This is a genomic window from Segatella copri (assembly GCF_026015465.1).
In the GTDB taxonomy this organism is placed as follows: Bacteria; Bacteroidota; Bacteroidia; order Bacteroidales; family Bacteroidaceae; genus Prevotella; species Prevotella copri_E.
The window spans coordinates 424,986-445,813 of record NZ_JAPDUQ010000001.1 but is presented as its reverse complement, the minus strand read 5'-3'; the positions used below and the strand labels follow the sequence as shown (position 1 = coordinate 445,813).

The 20,828-nt window shown below is 43.9% G+C and carries 16 protein-coding genes; 13 read left to right on the top strand and 3 right to left on the bottom strand.

The annotated features are described in order from the left end of the window. Positions 1–53: 53 nt before the first annotated feature. The 8 genes from ONT08_RS01875 to ONT08_RS01840 all read left to right on the top strand — a co-directional run bounded on the left by ONT08_RS01875 (position 54) and on the right by ONT08_RS01840 (position 14,104). Positions 54–722 (top strand): CDP-alcohol phosphatidyltransferase family protein, encoded by a 669-nt coding sequence (locus ONT08_RS01875; RefSeq protein WP_117728285.1) that lies wholly within the window; start codon positions 54–56, stop codon positions 720–722. Positions 723–758: 36 nt separating this feature from the next. Next, positions 759–1,595: a phosphatase PAP2 family protein gene (locus ONT08_RS01870; RefSeq protein WP_264959011.1), complete on the top strand. Its 837-nt coding sequence runs from the start codon at positions 759–761 to the stop codon at positions 1,593–1,595. Continuing rightward, on the top strand, positions 1,568–1,981 hold the full coding sequence (locus ONT08_RS01865) for a GtrA family protein (protein WP_006847720.1): 414 nt from the start codon (positions 1,568–1,570) through the stop codon (positions 1,979–1,981). The genes ONT08_RS01870 and ONT08_RS01865 overlap by 28 nt, the downstream gene beginning before the upstream one ends. A gap of 369 nt (positions 1,982–2,350) precedes the next feature. After that, positions 2,351–3,373 carry a LacI family DNA-binding transcriptional regulator gene (locus ONT08_RS01860; RefSeq protein ID WP_117728289.1) on the top strand — a complete coding sequence of 341 codons (1,023 nt, stop codon included), beginning with the start codon at positions 2,351–2,353 and terminating at the stop codon, positions 3,371–3,373. Positions 3,374–3,430: 57 nt separating this feature from the next. Continuing rightward, positions 3,431–7,567 carry a hybrid sensor histidine kinase/response regulator transcription factor gene (locus ONT08_RS01855; protein WP_264959008.1) on the top strand — a complete coding sequence of 1,379 codons (4,137 nt, stop codon included), beginning with the start codon at positions 3,431–3,433 and terminating at the stop codon, positions 7,565–7,567. Positions 7,568–7,681: 114 nt separating this feature from the next. Next, positions 7,682–10,636: a TIM-barrel domain-containing protein gene (locus tag ONT08_RS01850; protein ID WP_117587279.1), complete on the top strand. Its 2,955-nt coding sequence runs from the start codon at positions 7,682–7,684 to the stop codon at positions 10,634–10,636. 1 nt (position 10,637) lies between these two features. Then, positions 10,638–13,139 (top strand): glycoside hydrolase family 2 TIM barrel-domain containing protein, encoded by a 2,502-nt coding sequence (locus tag ONT08_RS01845; RefSeq protein ID WP_264959006.1) that lies wholly within the window; start codon positions 10,638–10,640, stop codon positions 13,137–13,139. 389 nt (positions 13,140–13,528) lie between these two features. Continuing rightward, a complete protein-coding gene (locus ONT08_RS01840) occupies positions 13,529–14,104 on the top strand; it encodes a GNAT family N-acetyltransferase (RefSeq protein WP_117587277.1) in 576 nt (191 codons plus the stop codon). Between the two features lie 247 nt (positions 14,105–14,351). On the opposite strand, the gene ONT08_RS01835 is transcribed toward ONT08_RS01840, so the two are convergent. From ONT08_RS01835 to ONT08_RS01825, 3 genes are all read right to left on the bottom strand, one after another. After that, positions 14,352–15,728, bottom strand: a complete 1,377-nt coding sequence (locus tag ONT08_RS01835; RefSeq protein WP_118201170.1) for an alanine/glycine:cation symporter family protein — start codon at positions 15,726–15,728, stop codon at positions 14,352–14,354. Positions 15,729–15,806: 78 nt separating this feature from the next. Next, positions 15,807–16,379 carry a DUF4230 domain-containing protein gene (locus ONT08_RS01830; RefSeq protein WP_117587276.1) on the bottom strand — a complete coding sequence of 191 codons (573 nt, stop codon included), beginning with the start codon at positions 16,377–16,379 and terminating at the stop codon, positions 15,807–15,809. 17 nt (positions 16,380–16,396) lie between these two features. Further along, entirely contained in the window at positions 16,397–17,068 is a 672-nt protein-coding gene (locus tag ONT08_RS01825; protein WP_118067391.1) for a DUF4230 domain-containing protein, read from the bottom strand. Positions 17,069–17,437: 369 nt separating this feature from the next. Between ONT08_RS01825 and ONT08_RS01820 the strand changes: the two genes are divergently transcribed. From ONT08_RS01820 to ONT08_RS01800, 5 genes are all read left to right on the top strand, one after another. After that, the gene (locus ONT08_RS01820; RefSeq protein ID WP_264959003.1) at positions 17,438–18,007 is read left to right on the top strand and encodes a DUF4738 domain-containing protein; all 570 of its coding nucleotides are present in this window, start codon (positions 17,438–17,440) and stop codon (positions 18,005–18,007) included. A gap of 570 nt (positions 18,008–18,577) precedes the next feature. After that, on the top strand, positions 18,578–18,721 hold the full coding sequence (locus ONT08_RS01815) for a hypothetical protein (protein ID WP_153082491.1): 144 nt from the start codon (positions 18,578–18,580) through the stop codon (positions 18,719–18,721). Beyond that, positions 18,708–19,205 carry a DUF6169 family protein gene (locus ONT08_RS01810; RefSeq protein ID WP_117587274.1) on the top strand — a complete coding sequence of 166 codons (498 nt, stop codon included), beginning with the start codon at positions 18,708–18,710 and terminating at the stop codon, positions 19,203–19,205. Before ONT08_RS01815 ends, ONT08_RS01810 begins: the two co-directional genes overlap by 14 nt. A 407-nt stretch (positions 19,206–19,612) precedes the next feature. Next, positions 19,613–19,813 (top strand): hypothetical protein, encoded by a 201-nt coding sequence (locus tag ONT08_RS01805; RefSeq protein ID WP_264959001.1) that lies wholly within the window; start codon positions 19,613–19,615, stop codon positions 19,811–19,813. Positions 19,814–19,836: 23 nt separating this feature from the next. Further along, positions 19,837–20,814, top strand: coding sequence for a fimbrillin family protein (locus tag ONT08_RS01800; RefSeq protein ID WP_264958999.1), 978 nt, complete (start codon positions 19,837–19,839; stop codon positions 20,812–20,814). The last annotated feature ends 14 nt before the right edge of the window (positions 20,815–20,828 follow it).

The following is a 20,828-nucleotide window of genomic DNA, read 5'->3' as shown; positions in this document are numbered from 1 at the left end:
ACAAATTCTTAAGTAGCCATTTCTTAAACAGACAATAAAAAATAGATTAAAATATGAATTATAGAGATTTCTTACAAAAAGTTATCTATGCCATCATCAATCCACTTATCAAGGCGATGATAGCAGTAGGTATTACTCCTAACATTGTCACCTTCGTAGGATTCCTGGGCAATATTGTGGCAGCCGGTTTCTTCCTTCATGCTGCATGGATGCTCGGAACTGAGCAGGCTGATTATGCATCTTGCATGGTTACTGTAGGATGGGGTGGATTCATCATCCTCGCAGCCGGTCTCTTCGATATGATGGATGGCCGTCTGGCTCGTATGAGCGGAAAGAGCAGTCTCTTCGGTGCACTCTGGGATTCTACACTCGACCGCTACAGCGAGCTGGTAAGTCTCTTTGGTATCTGCCTCATCTTCGTACGTATGCAGGGCGATATGACCTGGTTCTGGATGAGCGTAGTCACCTTTGCAGCAATGATTGGTTCTGTGATGGTAAGTTATGTCCGTGCCCGTGCCGAGGGTCTGGATATTGAGTGCAAGGTAGGTTTCATGCAGCGTCCTGAGCGCGTTGTGGTTACCGCCGTTACTGCGATGATTACCGGCTTTACAGGCAATATCTGGTGGCTGGCTGGCGGAATGATTCTGATTGCCGTTCTGGCAAACATCACCGCTTTCTGGCGCATCTGGCATTGTTATGTTGTGATGAACGCTCATAAATAATAAACTCAAGTTCTATCAATAAAAAAGTAGAAAAAAGTGTTTAGTATCTATCTGATTATCCTCCTGGCGGTACTCGCAGCCTGGAAGAAGACACGCCGTTTTGCCTTCTATTTTCTGCCTTGGTTTCTCTTTGGAATCATCTACGATTCGATGCGCCTTTATCCTAACTATATGGTGAACGATATTGATGTGGCGCATCTCTATCATGCAGAAAAGTCGCTCTTCGGCATTGCTGCTTCATCCAGCGCAGAACTGCAGGCTGTAGCCGACCATAGCCAGCTGATGATTCCGGGCGAATACTTCAAGGTTCACCATTGCGGTTTTGCTGATTTCTGGGCAGGCATCTTCTATCTCTGCTGGGTTCCGGTGCCTATCGCGTTTGCCCTTTATCTGTATCTTACGAAACAGCTTAACTGGTTCAAGCGTTTCTCCTGGGCTTTCCTGCTGGTGAATGTCATCGGCTTCATCGGCTACTACATCTATCCGGCTGCTCCGCCCTGGTATGCGATGAACTATGGCTTCAAGGCTGTGCTCAATACACCGGGCAATGTGGCTGGTCTGGGCAGATGGGACGAAATGACCGGACTGCACGTGTTCCACGGACTCTACGGCAAGAATGCCAATGTCTTTGCTGCCGTGCCTAGCCTGCATGCTGCCTATATGTTCCTCACCACGATTTATGCTGTGATGAGCCGTAAACGCTGGTATACGGTGGTGCTCTTTGCCTGCATCTGTCTGGGCATCTGGTGGACGGCAGTCTATTCCGGTCATCATTATATCATCGATGTCATGTTGGGTATTCTTACTACGATAGTAGGCGTACTGCTAATGGAATCTAAGAGAATATGGGCAAGATTAAAGAAGAACTCGTAACCTTTGGCAAGGCGGAACTGACCGCCTCCTGCGCCTCTGTGGTAGACTTCGGACTGGCATTCTTCCTCTCAGATATCATCGGCATTTATTACGGACTTGCCAATGCGCTGGGAGTGATAAGTGGCGGCATTACCAACTGCATACTGAATTACCGTTATGTGTTCGGCGATTCCAAGAGCAAGAAAAAGAGTGTCGCCTGGCGCTATTTTATCATCTGGGGCATCAGCTGGATGCTCAATTCGGGCGGCACTATCGCCCTGACCGAATTTCTGAATGCGCACGAACATATTCAGCTGCATTATATGATTCCGAAGAGTATTGTATCTCTGCTGGTAGCGATATTCGTCAACTATCCCGGACAGAAGAAATTTGTTTTTAAGCAGTAATAACCATATCAGATGGGGGCAGTATTCAGAATGTGCCCTCATCTTTTTGGTATCCTGTTTTTTGTATCCTGGCAGGTAATCTGTTGGCATCGGGACATAAAAAAGAGTTTGGATTGTCTCCCGACATTCCAAACCCACGTTTGTTTCTAACTAACTTATTATCAACTATTCATTACTTTCCAGTTTGCAAAATTACGAGTTTTTTCTTATAAAATAAATTTTTTCAGAAAAATAATAACGTAAACGTTTGCGTTTTCGAAAGAAATTGTTATCTTTGCAGAGAATTCACTAACTTTGCTTTTGGAAAGACAAAACATGCAGAATTTGTGGATACAAAAATGTATGTCAATAATAAGCGTAAACTAACAAATGAAACAACGAAGAACATCTTTGAAAGACCTCGCCGGTCAACTTGGCGTCAGCATAGCAACTGTATCTAGAGCCCTGCGAAACAGCCATGAAGTGGGTGAGGAGATGACTCAAAAGGTGAAAAGCCTTGCCAAGGAGCTCAATTATCGCCCAAACCCCTTTGCACAGAGCCTCAGAAAAGAAGCACCTAGGGTGATTGGCGTAATTGTGCCAAACCTGGTGACTCATTATTATGCTGCCGTGCTGGATGGTATAGAAGATTATGCCGTAAGGAATGGTTATTCGGTGATCAGCGCCAATAGCCACGAGAATACAGAACACGAGAAGAGAGCGGTAGAAAACTTCCTGAATATGCATGTGGAAGGCATCATCGCCTGTCTGGCACAGGATACGGTCGACTATTCTCACTTCGAGCAGTTGCATAAGATGGGAGTTCCACTGGTGTTCTTTGCCCGTTGTTGCTTAGAAGATAAGTTCTCCCAGGTAGTAGGCAATGGTGATGTTGCCGCCCAGGAGGCTACCCAGCATATGATAGATACCGGTTCGCGCCGCATCGCCTTCATCGGTGGTCCAAACCATCTTGATATGGTGCGCCGCAGAAAACACGGTTATCTGGAGGCGCTGAGAGAGAACCGCATCTCTATCGACCGTGACCTCGTAGTCTGCGACAGAATCGATTTCGATGTGGCCCGAAACGCTACCCTCCGTCTCCTCGAAAAGGAGGACAGACCTGATGCCATCCTCGCCTTTAACGATATTATCACTTATGCCGCCTTCGATGCTATCAAGGAAAAAGGGCTCCGCATACCAGAGGATGTTGCTATCATCGGTTTTACCGATGGTGATACTGCTGCCTTCGTTACGCCGAAACTCTCGGCTATCATGGACAAGGCACACGAACAGGGAACCACAGCCTGCGATCTTCTCATGAGAAGTATCAATGGTGATGAAAAAATCTATAAGAAAGTGGTACCGATGATACTGAAAATACGCGAAAGTTCTGAAAAAAACGACGTGAAATAATTCCTATTTATAGAAATAAATCCTATTTTCATAGAACTGTAAATTAAACCTACGATTATGATGATTAAAAAACAAAACTACTTGATACATGCCATCGTGCTGTTTCTGCTCTTGCTGCTCATGCAGCCGGGTAGGGCATGGGCTGCCTATGAAAACGTAGAATTCAGCAGCCTCACCAATCATGATGGACTTACGAACAGTCAGGTGGGTGCCATCCTCAAGGATACCAGAGGCTACATCTGGTTCGGTACCCAGTCGGGACTGTGCCGCTTTGACGGCTTCCGTATGAAAACTTTCTATTATAGCAACACTGATGATAAGTCGCTGCCTAACAATTCGGTAGATGAACTTCAGCAAGACTATGATGGAAATATCTGGGTGCATACCTCTGTAGGTTACAGCATCTACAAATATGATGAAGAGCAGTTTGACCGCAAACCGGAAGAATGGCTCAAAAACATCCATGTGCAGGGACCTCCTTACAAACTCCTGATAGATAAGGATAAGAACATGTGGATAGCTGTCTACGGACAGGGACTCTACTATCATAATGCCAAAACCAAAAATACTTATCTTTTTAAATTTACCAAAAAGGCTCAGCCGGGCTGTCTGAAAGAGGGAAATATCAGTAAAATAACCGAGGTTGACGGCGATGCGCTCATTACCTATGCTGATGGTACAATCTGCCGTGTCAACGAACAGAAACAGAAGGTTCTCTGGTACAATTCCTTCCTTGCTAACCATAAAGCTGCCGGTGATAATGGTGCCTATACTTTCTATGATGGTATAGGAGGTTTCTGGGTTTCAGTAAGCAATGCCAATTATGTGTATCAGTCAAAGACCGGTAAATGGATCGATGCCCGTTCTTATCTTACAAACATGGGCATTGCTATTCCTTGCCCAACCCGTATTCTGATGCGTGATATTGCCCGCGATAAGGCTGGCAATCTCTGGGTGGCTTCCGACCATAACGGTCTCTTCTTTGTAGATTTCAAACGCAAAATCTGCCGTCAATATGTTCATTCCGAAGCAAAGGGAAGTATCGTTGACAATTCCCTGCAGAAGGTTTATGTGGATGACGAGGGAGCTATCTGGGTAGGTAGTTACAAGAACGGTGTGGCTTATTATTCGCCTGACGCTCAGAAATTCACAACTGTTCCGCTTGGTGATGTGTGTACAATCACACAGGATCTGAATGGTAATCTCTGGTGCGGAACCAATGATAGCGGTATTGTATGCTACAGTCCGCTTACTGGACAGAGCTGGCGATTCGGACAGGCTGAAACTGGTCTGGCTTCGGATATTATCGTCAGCAGCGTAACCATGAGTGATGGTACGATGTATTTCGGAACCTTCAATGGTGGACTTGCCCAATATAAAAACGGCAGATGGAAGAGTTTTCAGGCAGCTCCAGGCGGACTTGCCAATAACAGCGTCTGGTGTCTTGCTGAAGATCCGTATCATCGCCTGATTATCGGAACCTTGGGCTCAGGCTTCCAGATTTATAATCCTGAAAGTGGTAAGTTTACAACCTACAATATTCAGAACTCAGGCATAACCAGCGATTTTATCAACTCGCTTTTCCTTCCGAATAAAGATGAAATTCTGATAGGTCATTCGCAGAACTATTCTATCTTTAATTTCGGAACCCGTAAGGTAACCAATGTGAATACAACCAAGGACGGACAGCCTTTCCCTAGTCCTTCCCTGAATTACATGATGAAGGATAGCCGAGGCATCTTGTGGATGGCTTCGCCTGCGGGTGTCACCATGTATGATGAGGCTTCAGGACAGTTGGAGTCAATCAATGACCTCAATGGTACGCAGGGTACGGTAGGCTGTATGGTGCTCGAAGATAAGCAGCATAACATCTGGCTGGTTTCTGAATTTATCGTTACCCGTGTTACGCTGACCAAGAACAATCAGGGCAAATGGGACATTACGATGATTAGTTTCAATTCGCTCGATGGCTTGCAGAGCCGCCAGTTTAACCAGCGTTCTGCCTGTCTGATGAGAAATGGAGCCATCGCCATCGGTGGTCAGGATGGTATTAATATCATCAATCCTGCCAAGATCCTTCCTGCCCAGAAACATGCACATGTCTTGTTTAGCGGTTTAGTACTCTTCGATCATCCGCTGAAGGCAGGTGAGGAGTTTGAGGGAAGAGTGCCTCTGGCTAAATCGCTTGATACAAACCCAGAACTGAATCTCAGTTATAAGGATAAGGCGTTTACCATACAGCTGGCTTCCGACCAGGTGAGTATTCCTGCCCGCTGCCGTTTCCTCTATCGCATGAAGGGACTTGATGACAAATGGATGCTGACAGCGGAGGGACGTCCGGAGGCTACCTTTACCAATCTCTCTTCAGGCAGTTATGTCCTGGAGGCAAAGGTGGTGAATGCTGATGGTAGTGTGAGCGAAGAGGTGAGCACGCTGAAGATTCATATTCACCCGCCTTTCTATCTCTCTATATGGGCGTTCATCGTATATATTATATTAATAGGTGTAGCTTTCTATCTCTATCGTAAACGCATGCTCGAAAAGCAGCGTGTTAAATTCGAACTCCAGAGCAAGGAAGACAGTATCAAGAAGACCAAGGAGTTGAACGAACTCAAACTCAATTTCTTCACCAATGTGAGTCATGAACTCCGTACTCCGCTCACCCTGATTATCTCGCCGCTGGTTAGTATGATCAGAGAAGAAAGAGATGAAAGTAAACGCAGAAGACTGGAGATGATTCATCGTAATGCTACCCGTTTGCTCAATCTGGTAAACCAGATTCTCGACTTCCGCAAGATAGACCAGAACAAGGAGAAACTTACCCTGTCGCATATCGACATTGTGAGCTTCGTTGACAATATCTGTACTTCGTTCCGTACTTTGGCAAACAGCAAAGTAACGCTTGGCTTCGATTCTACGGTGCCTAGTCTGCAGATGTCGTTTGATGCTGATAAGGTAGGAAAAATCGTGAATAACCTCTTGAGCAATGCCTATAAGTTTACGCCAGATGGAGGATTTATCACCGTTTCTCTGAGTGTTGCACTCCGCCAGCGTGTAGGAGACAAGGATTCGGATATGCTCCGCATCTCTGTATCTGATACGGGCAAGGGCATCAGCGATAAGGAGAAGGAACATGTGTTTGAGCGTTTCTACCAGGTCAATGGCACTGAAATGCAACCACAGGGTGGTAGCGGAATAGGTTTGAACCTGGTAAAAAAGTTTGCCGAACTGCATGGCGGTAAAGTAGATGTTACAGATAATCCAAACGGAGGAACCATCTTTATGGTAGATCTTCCGATAGAGAGTAGTACCACCTCCAATTCTACGGCACATCTCGGTTCCTTGCGAGCAGCACCTATCATAACCACGGTGCATCAGGCTACTGATGAGGATCCGGATGCAGGTAAGAACGTTCTCTACGGAATGAGTAAACATGCGCATCAGCCTGGAGAATCGATGATCAAGAAGCCGGTAGTGCTCCTCGTTGACGACAGTGAGGACTTCCGTGAGTTTATGAACGAAGTATTGACAGACTATACGGTTATTGAGGCTGTCAATGGTCAGGATGCCTGGAACAAGATCATCGACCGTCGTCCAGACATCATCCTGAGCGATGTGATGATGCCTGTGATGGATGGTAACGAACTCTGCCGGATGTGTAAGGACAATGACGAAACAACAGCCATACCTTTCATCATGCTCTCAGCCCGTATGGGAGATGAGCAGCGCAAGGAAAGTCTGAAGTGTGGTGCTGACGAGTATATTGCCAAACCATTCGATATTGATATGTTGAATCTCTGTATTCTGAACCTCTTGAAGAAACGCAAGAATGTGAGCACAGAATATGTAATAACAGAGGCCGACCGCAAATTTATCGATGAGGTGAATGTTTATATCCGCGATCATATGAGCAATCCTGAAACATCGGTAGAATCGCTCAGTACTCATCTTAGCATTTCGCGCGTACAATTATATAAACGCATGATTTCGCTGACAGGTATTACACCTTCTGAGTATCTCAGAATCAAGCGTATCAAATTTGCAGAGCATCTGCTCCGCTCGGGCGACTTGAACATCAGTGAAATAGCCTATAAGGTGGGATTCAATAATCCACGTTATTTCACTAAATACTTCCAAGAGGCGTATGGCGTTACGCCGTCTCAATATCGTAAAAATCTGTCAGAATCAGAGTAGTTTACGCATCTGATTAACATTTTATACACATACAGATAACATTTGCGCACAAAGATACGGGAATTTTCTCGTATCTTTGCCGCAGATTTTTAAACTTTCCTTTAAACGTATAAAATGAGACTAACTAAAACATTATTGATTTCAGCAGTGCTGCTGATGAGTGCCACAGGCATGCAGGCAGCAGGTTTCAACCAGAATGGTAATTATCTCACTGTTCAGTTGAAGCAACACCAGAATTTTGGTCCTAGTCAGATTCGCCTCCAAGTGGTGAGCGATAAGATTATCCGTGTTCAGGCTACAGCCGAACAGAGTTTCCGTAATAAACAGAGTCTGATAATAGTGCCTCAAAACAGCAAGGCAAATTATAAGGTGGAAGAGCAGGGAGATAATCTCATCATTACCACTGCAGCTATGCGTGCTGTCATGAACGAGGCTACGGGTCAGATTACCTTCTATGACCTGAAAGACAATGTCCTTCTCAATGAGGTTGCACAGGGCGGAAAGACTTTCAAGCCGTTCACTGTGCCTGACCGTGAAATGGGTGTAGACATTGCCAAGGTTCCTGAAGCACAGAAGCATGGATGGTCATGGCGTGCGCTCTTCAACTCTCCTGATAACGAGGCGTTCTATGGTCTCGGTCAGCATCAGAGTGAGGAACTCAACATGAAGGGTAAGAACGAAGACCTCTTCCAGTATAATACTAAGGTGAGTGTGCCTTTCGTCATCTCTAATAAAAACTATGGCATCCTCTGGGATTCTTATTCTTATTGCCGTTGGGGTAATCCGGAAGATTATCTCCAGCTCAACCGTGCCTTCAAACTCTATGATAAAGATGGTAAGGAAGGTCAGCTGACAGGTACTTATGTGGACAAGAACGGGCAGAAGATTGTTCGAGGCGAAGATAGCATTTACTTTGAGTATGCAATGCCTGAGGCTTCTGAGATTTGCAACAAGACAGATAATGGCGGCATTCAGAACCTGCCAAAGGGCTTCGCGCTGAATGGTTCCAAGGTGGTTTACGAGGGTTATGTAGAGGCTCCAACCAACAGCTTCTATCAGTTTATCCTCTACTATGCCGGCTATATGAAGATTTATATCGACGGCAAACTGGTTGTGCCTGAGCGCTGGCGTACAGCCTGGAATCCGAACTCTTATAAGTTTGAAACTCCTATCAAGAAGGGCGTAAAGACTCCTATCCGTATCGAGTGGCAGCCAGATGGTGATGTTTCCTACTGCGGACTTCGCGTAGCAGCTCCTCGTTCTGAGGCAGAGAAGAACCAGTTGAGCATCTGGAGTGAGATGTCGCCGGATATGGACTATTATTTCATCGCCGGTCAGAATCTCGATGAGGTGATTTCCGGTTACCGTACGCTTACCGGCAAGGCTTCGCTTTATCCTAAGTGGACCCTCGGTTTCTGGCAGAGCCGTGAGCGCTATCAGAGCAGCAAGGACATTGAGGACAATATGAAGAAGTTCCGCGACCTGCATATTCCTGTAGACAATATCGTTCAGGACTGGAACTACTGGAAACTGGATTCATGGGGAAGTCATGAGTTTGAGGCTGCCCGCTATCCAAACCCACAGGCTATGCTCGACAGCGTACATGCGATGAACGGAAGATTCATGATTTCCGTATGGCCTAAGTTCTACGATACAGTCAAGAACTATAAGGAACTCGACAGCAAGGGCTGGATGTATCATCAGGCTATCAAGGATGATATTCACGACTGGCTCGGCTTCCGCGGTTCATTCTATGATGCCTATTCTGATGGTGCCCGCAAGATGTTCTGGCGCCAGATGGACGAGAATCTTTATACCAAGTATAAGTTCGGAATCGATGCCTGGTGGATGGATGCATCAGAACCAAACGTTCGCGACTGTACCCCGATGTGGTACCGCAAGGCTCTTTCCGGTCCTACTGCCCTCGGTACATCTACCGAATATTTCAATGCTTACAGCATCGTGAATGCTGATGCTATCTATAACGGACAGCGCAGCGTGAACCCTAACCAGCGTGTCTTCCTCCTGACCCGTTCGGGCTTTGCAGGTGAACAGCGCTACAGTACGGCTACCTGGTCTGGCGACATCGCTACCCGTTGGGAAGATATGCGTGCCCAGATGACAGCCGGTTTGAACTATTCTATGGCAGGTCTTCCTTTCTGGGGAATGGATCAGGGTGGTTTCTGTGTAGAGAACCGCTATGTGGCTGCCCAGCAGGAGTTTGACAAAACCGGTAAGGAAAATGCTGACTTGAAGGAATGGCGCGAGTTGCAGGCTCGCTGGAACCAGTTCGGTTGCTTCGTACCTCTTTATCGTACTCATGGTCAGTGGCCTACACGTGAGGTCTGGAACATTGCTCCGGCAAATCATCCTGCTTATAAAACCATCGTTGCATACGATAAACTCCGTTACCGCCTGATGCCTTACCTCTACAGTATGGCGGGTATGGTTCACTTCAAGGACTATACGATGATGCGTGGTTTGGTAATGGACTTCAACGGCGATGACAATGTTTACGACATCAAAGACCAGTGGATGTTCGGTCCTGCTCTCATGGCTTGTCCTGTAGGCGAGTATCAGAAGTACAGCCGCAATGTTTATCTTCCTAAGCAGAAGGGCTGGTATGATTTCTATACCGGTAAGCACTATGTTGGTGGACAGACTATCGTTGCCGATGCACCTTATGATAAGATTCCTGTCTTTGTTCCAGAGGGTTCTATTCTTCCTGTGGGTCCAGAGATGGAGTGGAGCGATCAGAAAAAGGCTGAGCTCATCGATCTCTATGTCTATGCAGGCAAGGACGGTTCTTATACACTCTATGAGGATGAGGGAACCAACTACAACTACGAGAAGGGTAAGTATGCTATGATAGACTTCAAGTATAATGATGCTCAGAAGACTGTTACTATCGCTGCCCGTAAGGGTTCTTTCGACGGTATGCTCCAGAAGCGTCGCTTCAATATTGTACTTGTTAGTGATAACAACCAGCAGGGCATCAGCCTCGCCAAGGCGCCTAAGGGCAAGATGGTGAAGTATGCTGGTAAGGCTGTTACTGTAAAACTGAAGTAATATGAAGAAGATATTTGCTTTAGCAATCTTTCTATTGGGCGCTCAGTCGTTGAGCGCCCGTGATCGCCAGTCTTTTGATAAAGGCTGGCTTTTCACTTTAGCAGATAGTGCCGGAATGTCAAAGTCTGATTATTCAGACCGGCATTGGCGAAGTTTGAATCTTCCTCACGATTGGGCGATAGAGGGCGACTTTTCTCCATCAAATCCTTCGGGAGTCAGTGGTGGTGCATTGCCGGGCGGCATCGGATGGTACCGTAAGCACTTCTCGGTAAATCCTAAGGAAAAGTATGACCGCTTTACCATCACCTTTGATGGGGTATATATGAATTCTACCGTGTATATCAATGGTCATAAACTCGGAACCCGTCCTTATGGATACAGTACATTCGAGTATGATCTTACACCTTATATTAATAAGAAGGGTGATAATGTCATTGCTGTGAAGGTAGACAACAGCGACCAGCCTAACAGCCGCTGGTATTCCGGTTGCGGTATTTACCGCCATGTCTGGCTCACCAAAACCATGAAAACTGCTTATATTCCCCAATGGGGACAGTATGTGGCAACTTCTCCACAGGGTGATGTCAGGGTGAAAGTAGATTTCGCTGCTTCCGGTAAAAAGATGAAACTCTCTGTCCGTAATACAATCTATGATGCTGCCGGAAAGATTGTAGCCAAGAGTCAGGGTGTTCGGGAACAGAAACTCAAGGTGAAGAATCCGCATCTCTGGGACATCGGAAAGGGATATCTCTATACAGTCAAGAGCGAGCTGTTAGTAAATGGGAAGGTAGTGGATGTTGCTACGTCAACTGCCGGTTTCCGCGATGTGAAGTTTGATGCAAGGAAGGGTTTCTTCCTCAATGGCAAGAATCTCAAGATAAATGGTGTCTGTGAGCATCATGATTTCGGTTGCCTGGGTGCTGCCGTTAATGAAGATGCGATGCACCGTAAGCTTACCATCCTTCGCGATATGGGCGTGAACGCTATCCGAAGCAGTCATAATCCTCCGGCACCAGAACTCCTGAACATGTGCGATTCGATGGGTTTCCTCGTGATGGACGAGAGTTTCGACATGTGGCGCCGCAAGAAATCGAATGGCGATTATGCCCGTTTCTTCGATGAATGGCATAAGAAAGACCTGTCTGATCTCATCAAGCGCGACCGTAACCATCCAAGTATCATCATGTGGAGTATCGGTAATGAGGTTCTCGAACAATGGTCGAATGCGGCTGCTGATACGCTCAGCCTGGAGCAGGCTAACCTGATTCTGAATGCCGGTCATGATGCTTCAACTTTGGCACATAGCGATGAACTGAGTGTCAATTCGCTTCTTACCCAGCATCTTGCAAAAATCGTGAAGGAGTATGATCCTTGGAGCTATCGCCCTGTTACTGCTGGCTGCAATGAGCCCGATCCGAAGAATCACCTCTTTAAGAGTGGGGCTATTGATGTTATAGGTTTCAATTATCACCATCAGTGGGTGAAGGATGTACCAAAGAATTTCCCTGGCAAGCCTTTCATCCTGTCGGAGAGTGTTTCTGCCTTGCAGACTCGTGGCTACTATATGATGCCTAGCGACAGCATTTATACTGCGCCAAAGGAATGGTGGTTGCCTTATACCGATCCATCATTTATGTGTTCGGCTTATGATAATTTCCACGCCTCATGGAGTAGTACCCACGAAGAAACCTGGGATGTGGTGAAGCACAACGACTTTGTGGGCGGACAGTTTATCTGGACCGGTTTCGATTATATCGGTGAACCTACTCCTTATGCTTATCCTGCCCGTAGCAGTTATTTTGGCATTATCGATTTGGCGGGTCTTCCAAAAGACAGCTATTATATGTATCAGAGTGAGTGGAGTCAGAAAGATGTGCTTCATCTCTTCCCTCATTGGAACTGGCTGCCGGGACAGACCATTGACATGTGGTGTTATTATAATCATGCTGATGAGGTAGAACTCTTTATCAATGGCAAGAGTCAGGGCATCCGTAAGAAGACAGTCTACGGTGCAAAGAATGAAGGCGATGCTTTCAGAAATAGTACTGAATATCATGTGATGTGGCGCGTAAACTTTGAACCGGGAGAAGTGAAGGTTGTAGCCAGAAAGAACAATCAGGTTCTTAGGGAACAAGTTATAAAGACTGCAGGAGCTCCTCATCATCTTGTGTTGAAGAAAACTTATCAGGGGCATCAGGCTTATGGCTCTTCAGATCCGACCACCTTTGTCGAAGTGAATGTAGTAGATAAAGATGGCAATCTCTGTCCGAACGCAGATAACCAGATCTTCTTCTCTGTTTCTGGTGAACAGGGTGCAAGTGGTCATGGTTTCCTGAAAACGCCAACGATTCTGGGAACAGACAATGGATGTCAGACTTCTTTGGAGCGTTTCACCGATTCACATCGCAAGGCTTTCTTCGGAAAATGTGTCGTTGTGATAAAAGGAAAGGGAACCCTCAAGGCACAGGCAGTAGACTTAAAGGATGCTTCTGTAGCTTTGTGATTATAGTAATATTCTGAAAATCAAAATATTAAGGATATATATTGCGAAGAAGGATACACTCTTTCGGTGTATTCCTTTTTCGCTCTTAAAAACGAAAAAGGTTTTGAAGCATTGGGACCCAAGGGATTTGGGTATCTCTATTATGCTAGTAATAGAAATTTAGCTTCAAAACCTGCGGCAAAGATACATTTTTTTTTCGAATAAAAAAACTTTTTCGAATAAAAAATATAAAAAACTTGCTCTTATCAAAAAATATACGTAACTTTGTAAACGATAAGGCATCAAACCCAATCTGCAATCATGAAAAAAGTAATCTTTGTAGAATTTCCTCACGATGCTGGAGCATGAAAGAAATAACAATAATAAAACAATAAAATAAAAATAGTATAATGAAAATTCAAATAGAACAGGCTACGCCTGACAAGGCTTCGCATATCGCATCGCTTATCATGGAGGCGATGAATGCGCAGTGTTGCCAAAATTTAGCTGGTCCTCAGCATACATTGGTTGATTTTCACCGTATGATGACTAAACTTGTAGAGATGGAGGACAGTCAGTATAGTTATAAGAATACATTGGTTGCTATGTCTACTGATGGCATTCTTGTTGGCATCTTGGTTGCATACGATGGTGCTGACGTCAAAAGATTACGTAAGCGCTTTATTGAGGCTGCAATCGTGGCTTTTGGAATAGACTATTCGGCTATGGAGCTTGAAACAGAGGAAGGTGAGTTCTATTTGGATAGTTTGGCAGTTTCTAACCAATACCGTGGAAAAGGTATTGCATCTAAACTGTTGGATGCTGCTATCTCTCGCGCAAGAGAATTAGAACTTCCTGCTGTAGGTTTGCTTTGTGATAAAGGCAATCCGAAAGCGGAGCGTCTCTATACGAAGGTTGGTTTCCAATATGTCAATGATACCACTTGGGGTGGTCATGCAATGAAACATCTTCAGTATAAATTGTAATCTGATAGGGCAAACTGTGCAAACGTTTGCCCAATAAAAAGTATAGAAATCAACAGAAAATGTGCTGTTTATTGCGCAAACGGTAGTATCTTTGCACCATAAGTTCATAACGAATAGGTTTTTTGGTTTTTAGAAAAGATATTTTATTAGTTTTTGTTGATTTAATAATAAAAGCTCGGTCTGCAGTGATGCAATGCCGAGCTTTTATATTTTTACTCCCATTCAGGGTATTTTCTTTCTGTGTCTTTTATTCTAATTCCTCTATTTCTTTTTCGTCCATGTCTTTATCTAACTGATCTCTCCACAGATACTTTCTGGTTTCATGCACTATGATACCACTTAGGCAGAGCAAGGAGATAAGGTTTGGTATGGCCATTAAAGCATTCATGCAGTCGGCAATGTTCCAAACCAGTCCCAGACTGATGACACTACCCAGGAAGATAGTAGCAATATAGACTATGCGGAAACAGAGCATCCACTTTTTGCCTTTCAGATATTCTACACACCGTTCTCCATAATAACTCCATCCCAATGTCGTACTGAATGCAAATGTTGCCAGTCCGATAGTCAATATCGGAGCTCCGATATATGGAATCTTACTGAAGGCAGCCTTGGTGAGTGCTGCTCCGTTATGGTAGTCAATGTCTGGGTATGCTATGATACTTGAGGTGATGACGAGACCTGTAAGGGCACAGATGATGACAGTATCCCAAAAGGTACCGGTAGATGAAACCAATGCCTGACGCACAGGGTTACGGGTTTGGGCTGCTGCAGCAACGATGGGTGCCGAACCCAGACCACTTTCGTTAGAGAACAATCCGCGGGCTATACCATAGCGGGCTGCAATCATCATGGTACTTCCAGCGAAGCCGCCACCTGCAGCCTTTGTTGTGAATGCAGAGTCAAAGATTACGTGGATGGCAGGCAATAAATAAGCATGATTTACACAGAGAATGTAGATGCAGCCTAATACATAAAAGAGTGCCATGAAAGGTACCAGCATGCCACAAACCTTGGAGATACTTTTCACGCCTCCAAGAATCACAGCTGCTCCTAAAGCCGTAACGATTGTTCCAGTAATGTATGGAGAAATGCCGTATTGGTTTTCTACCAGGGTAGAGATGGCATTTGCCTGTACCGTGCTACCGATTCCGAATGATGCCAATGCGGCAAAGAGGGCGAACAGGACTGCAAGCCATTTCCAGCCCAATCCTTTTTCCAGAGCATACATAGGACCACCCAACATCGTGCCTCGCTTGGTCTTTACGCGATATTTTACGGCGAGTAATCCTTCGGCATATTTGGTAGAAATACCAAAGACACCGGTTAACCAGCACCAGAGTACGGCTCCTGGTCCGCCAAGAGCGATAGCTGTAGCCACACCGATGATGTTACCGGTACCAATTGTAGCTGCCAATGCTGTTGCCAGTGCTCTGAACTGTGAAACATCTCCTGTGGCATTCTTGTCTTTCTTTACAGACAGTTTGATTGCCTTGAAAATCTTGCGTTGTGGAAAGCGCAAGCGGATGGTCAGAAAGATGTGGGTTCCCAACAGCAGGATAATCATAGGCCATCCCCAAAGGAATGAACTAAATGCGGTGAAAAAATCGTTTATTGCATCCATCTCTTAAAAATTTTATGTTTATCTTATATCTATATTTTTTATACCTGATAACGCAGTTACTTATGTGTTATAACCTTGTTATTTCTCAAATTCTATCTTCACGTTTTTGAATCCCATTGCTTTCAGCATCTCTCTAAACTGAGTTTTGGCATTCGCCTGTGCAGTATAGATATTGGTGCGGTTTAAGCAACGTTTCTTCATGGCTTGATAAGCACGCTCATACATAGCCTGTCTGTCGCTGCCTGTCCATTTGCCTTCTTCAAAGAAACTCTTGGTCTTCGCTTCGTCAATGAAGTTATGGTCTAGCAGTTTGATAGGAGGTAAAGTGCATACGATGCTGTCCTGGCTGGCTTGTAGCCATCCTTTTTTTACATCCTTCATATCGATACCCAAGCGCAACGTTCCGTAATAGATACGTACCAGTTGGTCATCGCCAAAAAAGCCACGGCGTATAGTATCTATCAGTTCTTCATCACTTACAGATAGAAATTCCCATTGACCGATATTCTCGATGCTTTCTACCTGAGTGGGTGAGAGGGTTGTCTTATCTTCCTGTACCACGCTGACCTCGTTGTCTTTGGTGAGCCAATAGAAGGCTCCACCCAGAATAAGGATCAGTGCTAATAGTACGATGATTTGTATTCTTTTCATATCATTGTTCTCCTCGCTTAGTGATTCTTTTCGATAGTTGTCTTATCCAGAAGAGTCTTCAGATCGTTGAAAGTGAATTTCTTCCTGAAACTGATTTTGATATTCTCTTCTGCAAATCCCATGTCCTGTAACATCGGAATCAGGGTGTTTGCTGCACTTTGGCGTGCCTGTTCAAGAATATCTAGGTTCGGGATATCGCGAATGATACTTTCCCTGCCTTGTTGTTCAAATTGTGACAGTTCTGCATCACTGTAGTTTCTTCTGGTGAGTGAAACGAATTGTCTTACACCTTCGTGATTGATTTTACTGCTGGTGAGCATCACTTTTGGGTCTGGTAAGATGATTTCTATCTTGTCGCCTTGTCGGTTTACGTTCTTTGCAGAGAATCCTGAAAAGTCTACATAAGCTTTTAATGTCGCATCCATCGGAATGGCCACCTTGCGGTTAGAGCCAGGAACATGAATATTAAAGTCTTTCTTGAACAGTGAACCCTTCAGATTGAGCTGGTCATCATGTGTTATAATCTTATGAACATGAGCTTCTGCTGTATATAAGCGATTGCATTTCTGTATCTGCATCACCATCACAGGTATTGTGTCGATGACTTGCTCCTTCTTTTCTGTTTGCTGATGCGAACATGAAACGAAGGCAAAAAATACAGAAATGATAAATATTAACCTTTTTTTCATACTTAATGTCTTTATTATGCTGCAAAGGTACGGCAAATTGTTCGAAAAACAAAACAAAATCATGTTTTTTGATGTTCTTTTGCTAAGAAATGAAAAAAAAAGCAGAAAAAGCACTTTTTTTATATCTTGATTAAACCTTTTCATTTTCTTTTCGTCAAAGTTACGATTAGAATTCATAAACTGAACTTTATTATATCGTGTAAGATTCAATAGGAAATTTATTAGTTAGTATTTAGGTATGTTAGGACGCCTGCTTGTGAAAGTAGGCGCCTTTTTGCGCTTGATTTTGTGTAAGAATGTAGATTTCGGTTCTTTTCTTTGGCTATTTCAAAAGAAAAATGTACTTTTGCAGTAAGAAAAAATAACGGAATGAAACGAATTGATTATATATTAATAGGTCTTTTGGCTATTTCTAGCTTGACGGCTTGTACAGAAAAGAAGAAGAGTAATATCATTATTGCTCCTAAACCGGTGGCTAAGGTTGTGAATAAAGCTACTCAGAAAATGAGTGATTATGAGCAGACCAGAGAGGCTGACTGGGTTGGTTCCCATTATAAAGTGGTGGTGAAGCGTAGTTCTGACAAGGAACTTCCGGTTCTCCAGTTGGACGAAAACACCAAGTGTTATGATAACAGAATTTCGGTTAAGGTATTGAGAAGCGATGGTTCTGAATTCTTTAGCCGTACTTTCACAAAGAAAGATTTCACATCCTATATTGACAAACATACACAGGACATGGGTGCTTTGCTCGGTATTGTGTATGTGAAAGCAGAAGGTGATTATCTTTACTTCGCAGCAAGTGTAGGGTCGCCTGATGTTACCAGTGATGAATATGTACCTCTGGTACTTAAGATTTCCCGAATGGGTAGTATCTCTATATCAAAGGATGAGAAGTTGGATACCAACGCTTCTGCTGAAGAGGAAGAAGATGGGGTATAAAGCGGTTCTTCCGTTAAATGTATGAGTATTTATTATGTCTATTCTGAAATTATTATTGTACTTTTGTAAGCGTATTCTTTATAATAATGTATAGCAAAGAAAGTAAACATAAGATAAGAAGCGTATGATTGATTTATTCGCTGTCGCCGAATAAAAAATGCTATTTTTATTTTATAGTATCGAATAAAATTCGTACTTTTGCCGCAAAAAGTAAGTATATGGAAAAGGAATTGTTTCGAGCTGTATCCTCTGAAACGAGCCATGATAATCACCTACGATGATGAAGGGGAGATTGTGCGTAATGGACTCAAGATAGAAATAAAACCAGCATGGAAATGGGTGGTGAAGGGTGAATGTTGAGTGTTGAATGTTGAGTGTTGAATGGGCTATATTCCACGATGAAAAGGTGGCGTATAGACCCTTCATTTGTGGCATGGAATGGCTACCTTTTATCTTTTAAAATACGGGAATCCAAATTTTCCCGAAACTTTTCTCCCGTTTTCTTTGCACTTTCAAAATAAAAGCTTATCTTTGCAACCAACAAGAAGTAGAACTTTAAAATGAATAAGTATGGCTTTAAAAATTAAAACTCGTGAAGAAGCAATTGCTGTATTACGAGATATGGTTAGACGTAAAAAAGAAATGGAAGCAAAGGCTCAAATAGACTTTGCTAAAGCACGAGAGGAGGCTGCAGACTGTTATGCATGCCTTTAACTTAACTCGCCTCAATTTTCATTCTCCTTATAAGGTCTGGATAGATAAAGGATCATATAAGTTCTTAACAGATTATGGTGTTCAGTATCGAATAGAATTTGTAGAAAACAATAATATTTGGGAGGATGAAAAAGCGTATGAATTCGGCATTCTCAATGAAAACAAGAAGAATTCTCCTAACGATTCTAAAGTTAAAGCAACTATACAATGTATTATAGAGGAATTCTTTCTTACGAATCCCGATATACTTCTATATCAATGTGAAACGGGTGATAGCAGACAGGCTATGCGAGCTCGCCTTTTTACCAGATGGTTTAACGAATTCGATAAACGAGATCGTTTTTGTGTCAAGGTTTCTATTCTTAGGGATGAAGAAGTTGACAATTACATAGCCATTATAGTTCAAAAGAGTAATCCTAAGTTGAATGACATTCTTCGAGATTTTGATGAGTTTATCGGTTTCTTTGATACAAAGCCCGAATAATAAGTAGTAAATCTGCAATTAACTTGGTTGACAAGGGTCTATATGCCACGATGAACAGGTGGTGTATAGACCCTTGATTATATGGTGATATTCGTAATCTACATCTCCGCTATTATATTTTTTATTCAAGTTTCGCATGTGGTTCAAGTACGCCTTGAACCAACGGACACCGGCTAAAGATTTACACAGATTCTGGGCTTGAATAGAGTCTGAAAACGTTAAAAAATACAAACAAGGTGTCGCATTCCCCCATGAAGTAGACACCCAAAACCAAGAAGTCATACCAGAAAAAACAAAAATTACCCCCCCACTTTCATATAAAACCCTTAACTTTGCACCCGGATTTTTATAATCTGTATCAAGTAAAGATTTAAAATGTCGTAAATTATAATCAAAACATAATAGATATGAAGAAAGTTTTAACTAAGAAGAAAAAGTATGTAGCTCCATCAGTGCAGGTACTCGAATTGGAAACTACTCAGATTCTCGCAGGAAGTGGCGAAACCAATTCTACACCTACCGTGAACGGTTTTCAACCCGGTGATTCTTTTGGTTCTGGTGACATGGAAGAAAGCAGTCCGGCTAGAAGAACTAGCATTTGGGACTAAGATGAATATAAAATGAAATGAATATGAAATTATCCAGTTTATTACCCCAGATGGCTTGCACCCTCCTCCTTATGGCGAGTTGTTCGCAGGAGGATAGTATGACGCCAGGCGAAAGCCCATCTTCTGTCGGCGGCATTCACATCACCACGCAGGTATCAGGTATTGTTACCCGTGGCATCACCGAAACTGCCACCCTGCAAAACTTCGGCATCTGTATACAGGGTTCCGGAGAGCACGCTTCATCTTTGCAATATAATAATGTAGAGATGACGAAGAACGGCGAAGAGTGGACTTCTGCTACCCCAATGCTGTGGAAGAGTGAGATTCCTTCTGCCGACATCATCGCCTATGCTCCTTATCAGGCTGATATAAGCGAAGCCTTGGCAACCCAGAAGCAGTTCCCTGTATCGGTGAAAGCCGTACAGACTAAAGAAGACCTGTCTTCCGACCTTCTGGTGTTCAAGGCTAAGGATTATGCTCCAACCATCGTCGGCGAGAACAAAGACAAGATTGTAGAGGTGAAGTTTGATCATGCCTTCAGCCAGCTGATGGTAACCTTCAACTTCGATTCCGCCTTTTCTAATGATGAGGTAGATCTGTCAAAGATAGAAGACGTAAGGGTAGAGGGCACCGTTTTGTCTGGCGTATGCGACTTTTCTCATGACAAGCCGCAGATAACGGTTCAGGCTGATGCCGCAGCAGAGGCCATTACTCCAGAGAATGTTTCTTTCCAGGCAAAGGATGCAGAGCATGCCAACATCTCTGCCCAATACTCCTCTCTGCTGGTTCCGCAGACCATCCAGGCAGCCAACCAGCCTCTGAAGGTTTCCTTCCGATTGGGTGAAACCACCTATTCATGGAAGTCGAATACCGACATCACCCTGGAGCAGGGCAAGTATTATACCCTTTCGCTCAACATCAGGAAGACCGGAGTTGTAGTAGAAGGAACGATTCAAGGCTGGATTCCGGCAGAAGGCAACAATGAATATGTAGCAAATTAATAACTATTAAAATA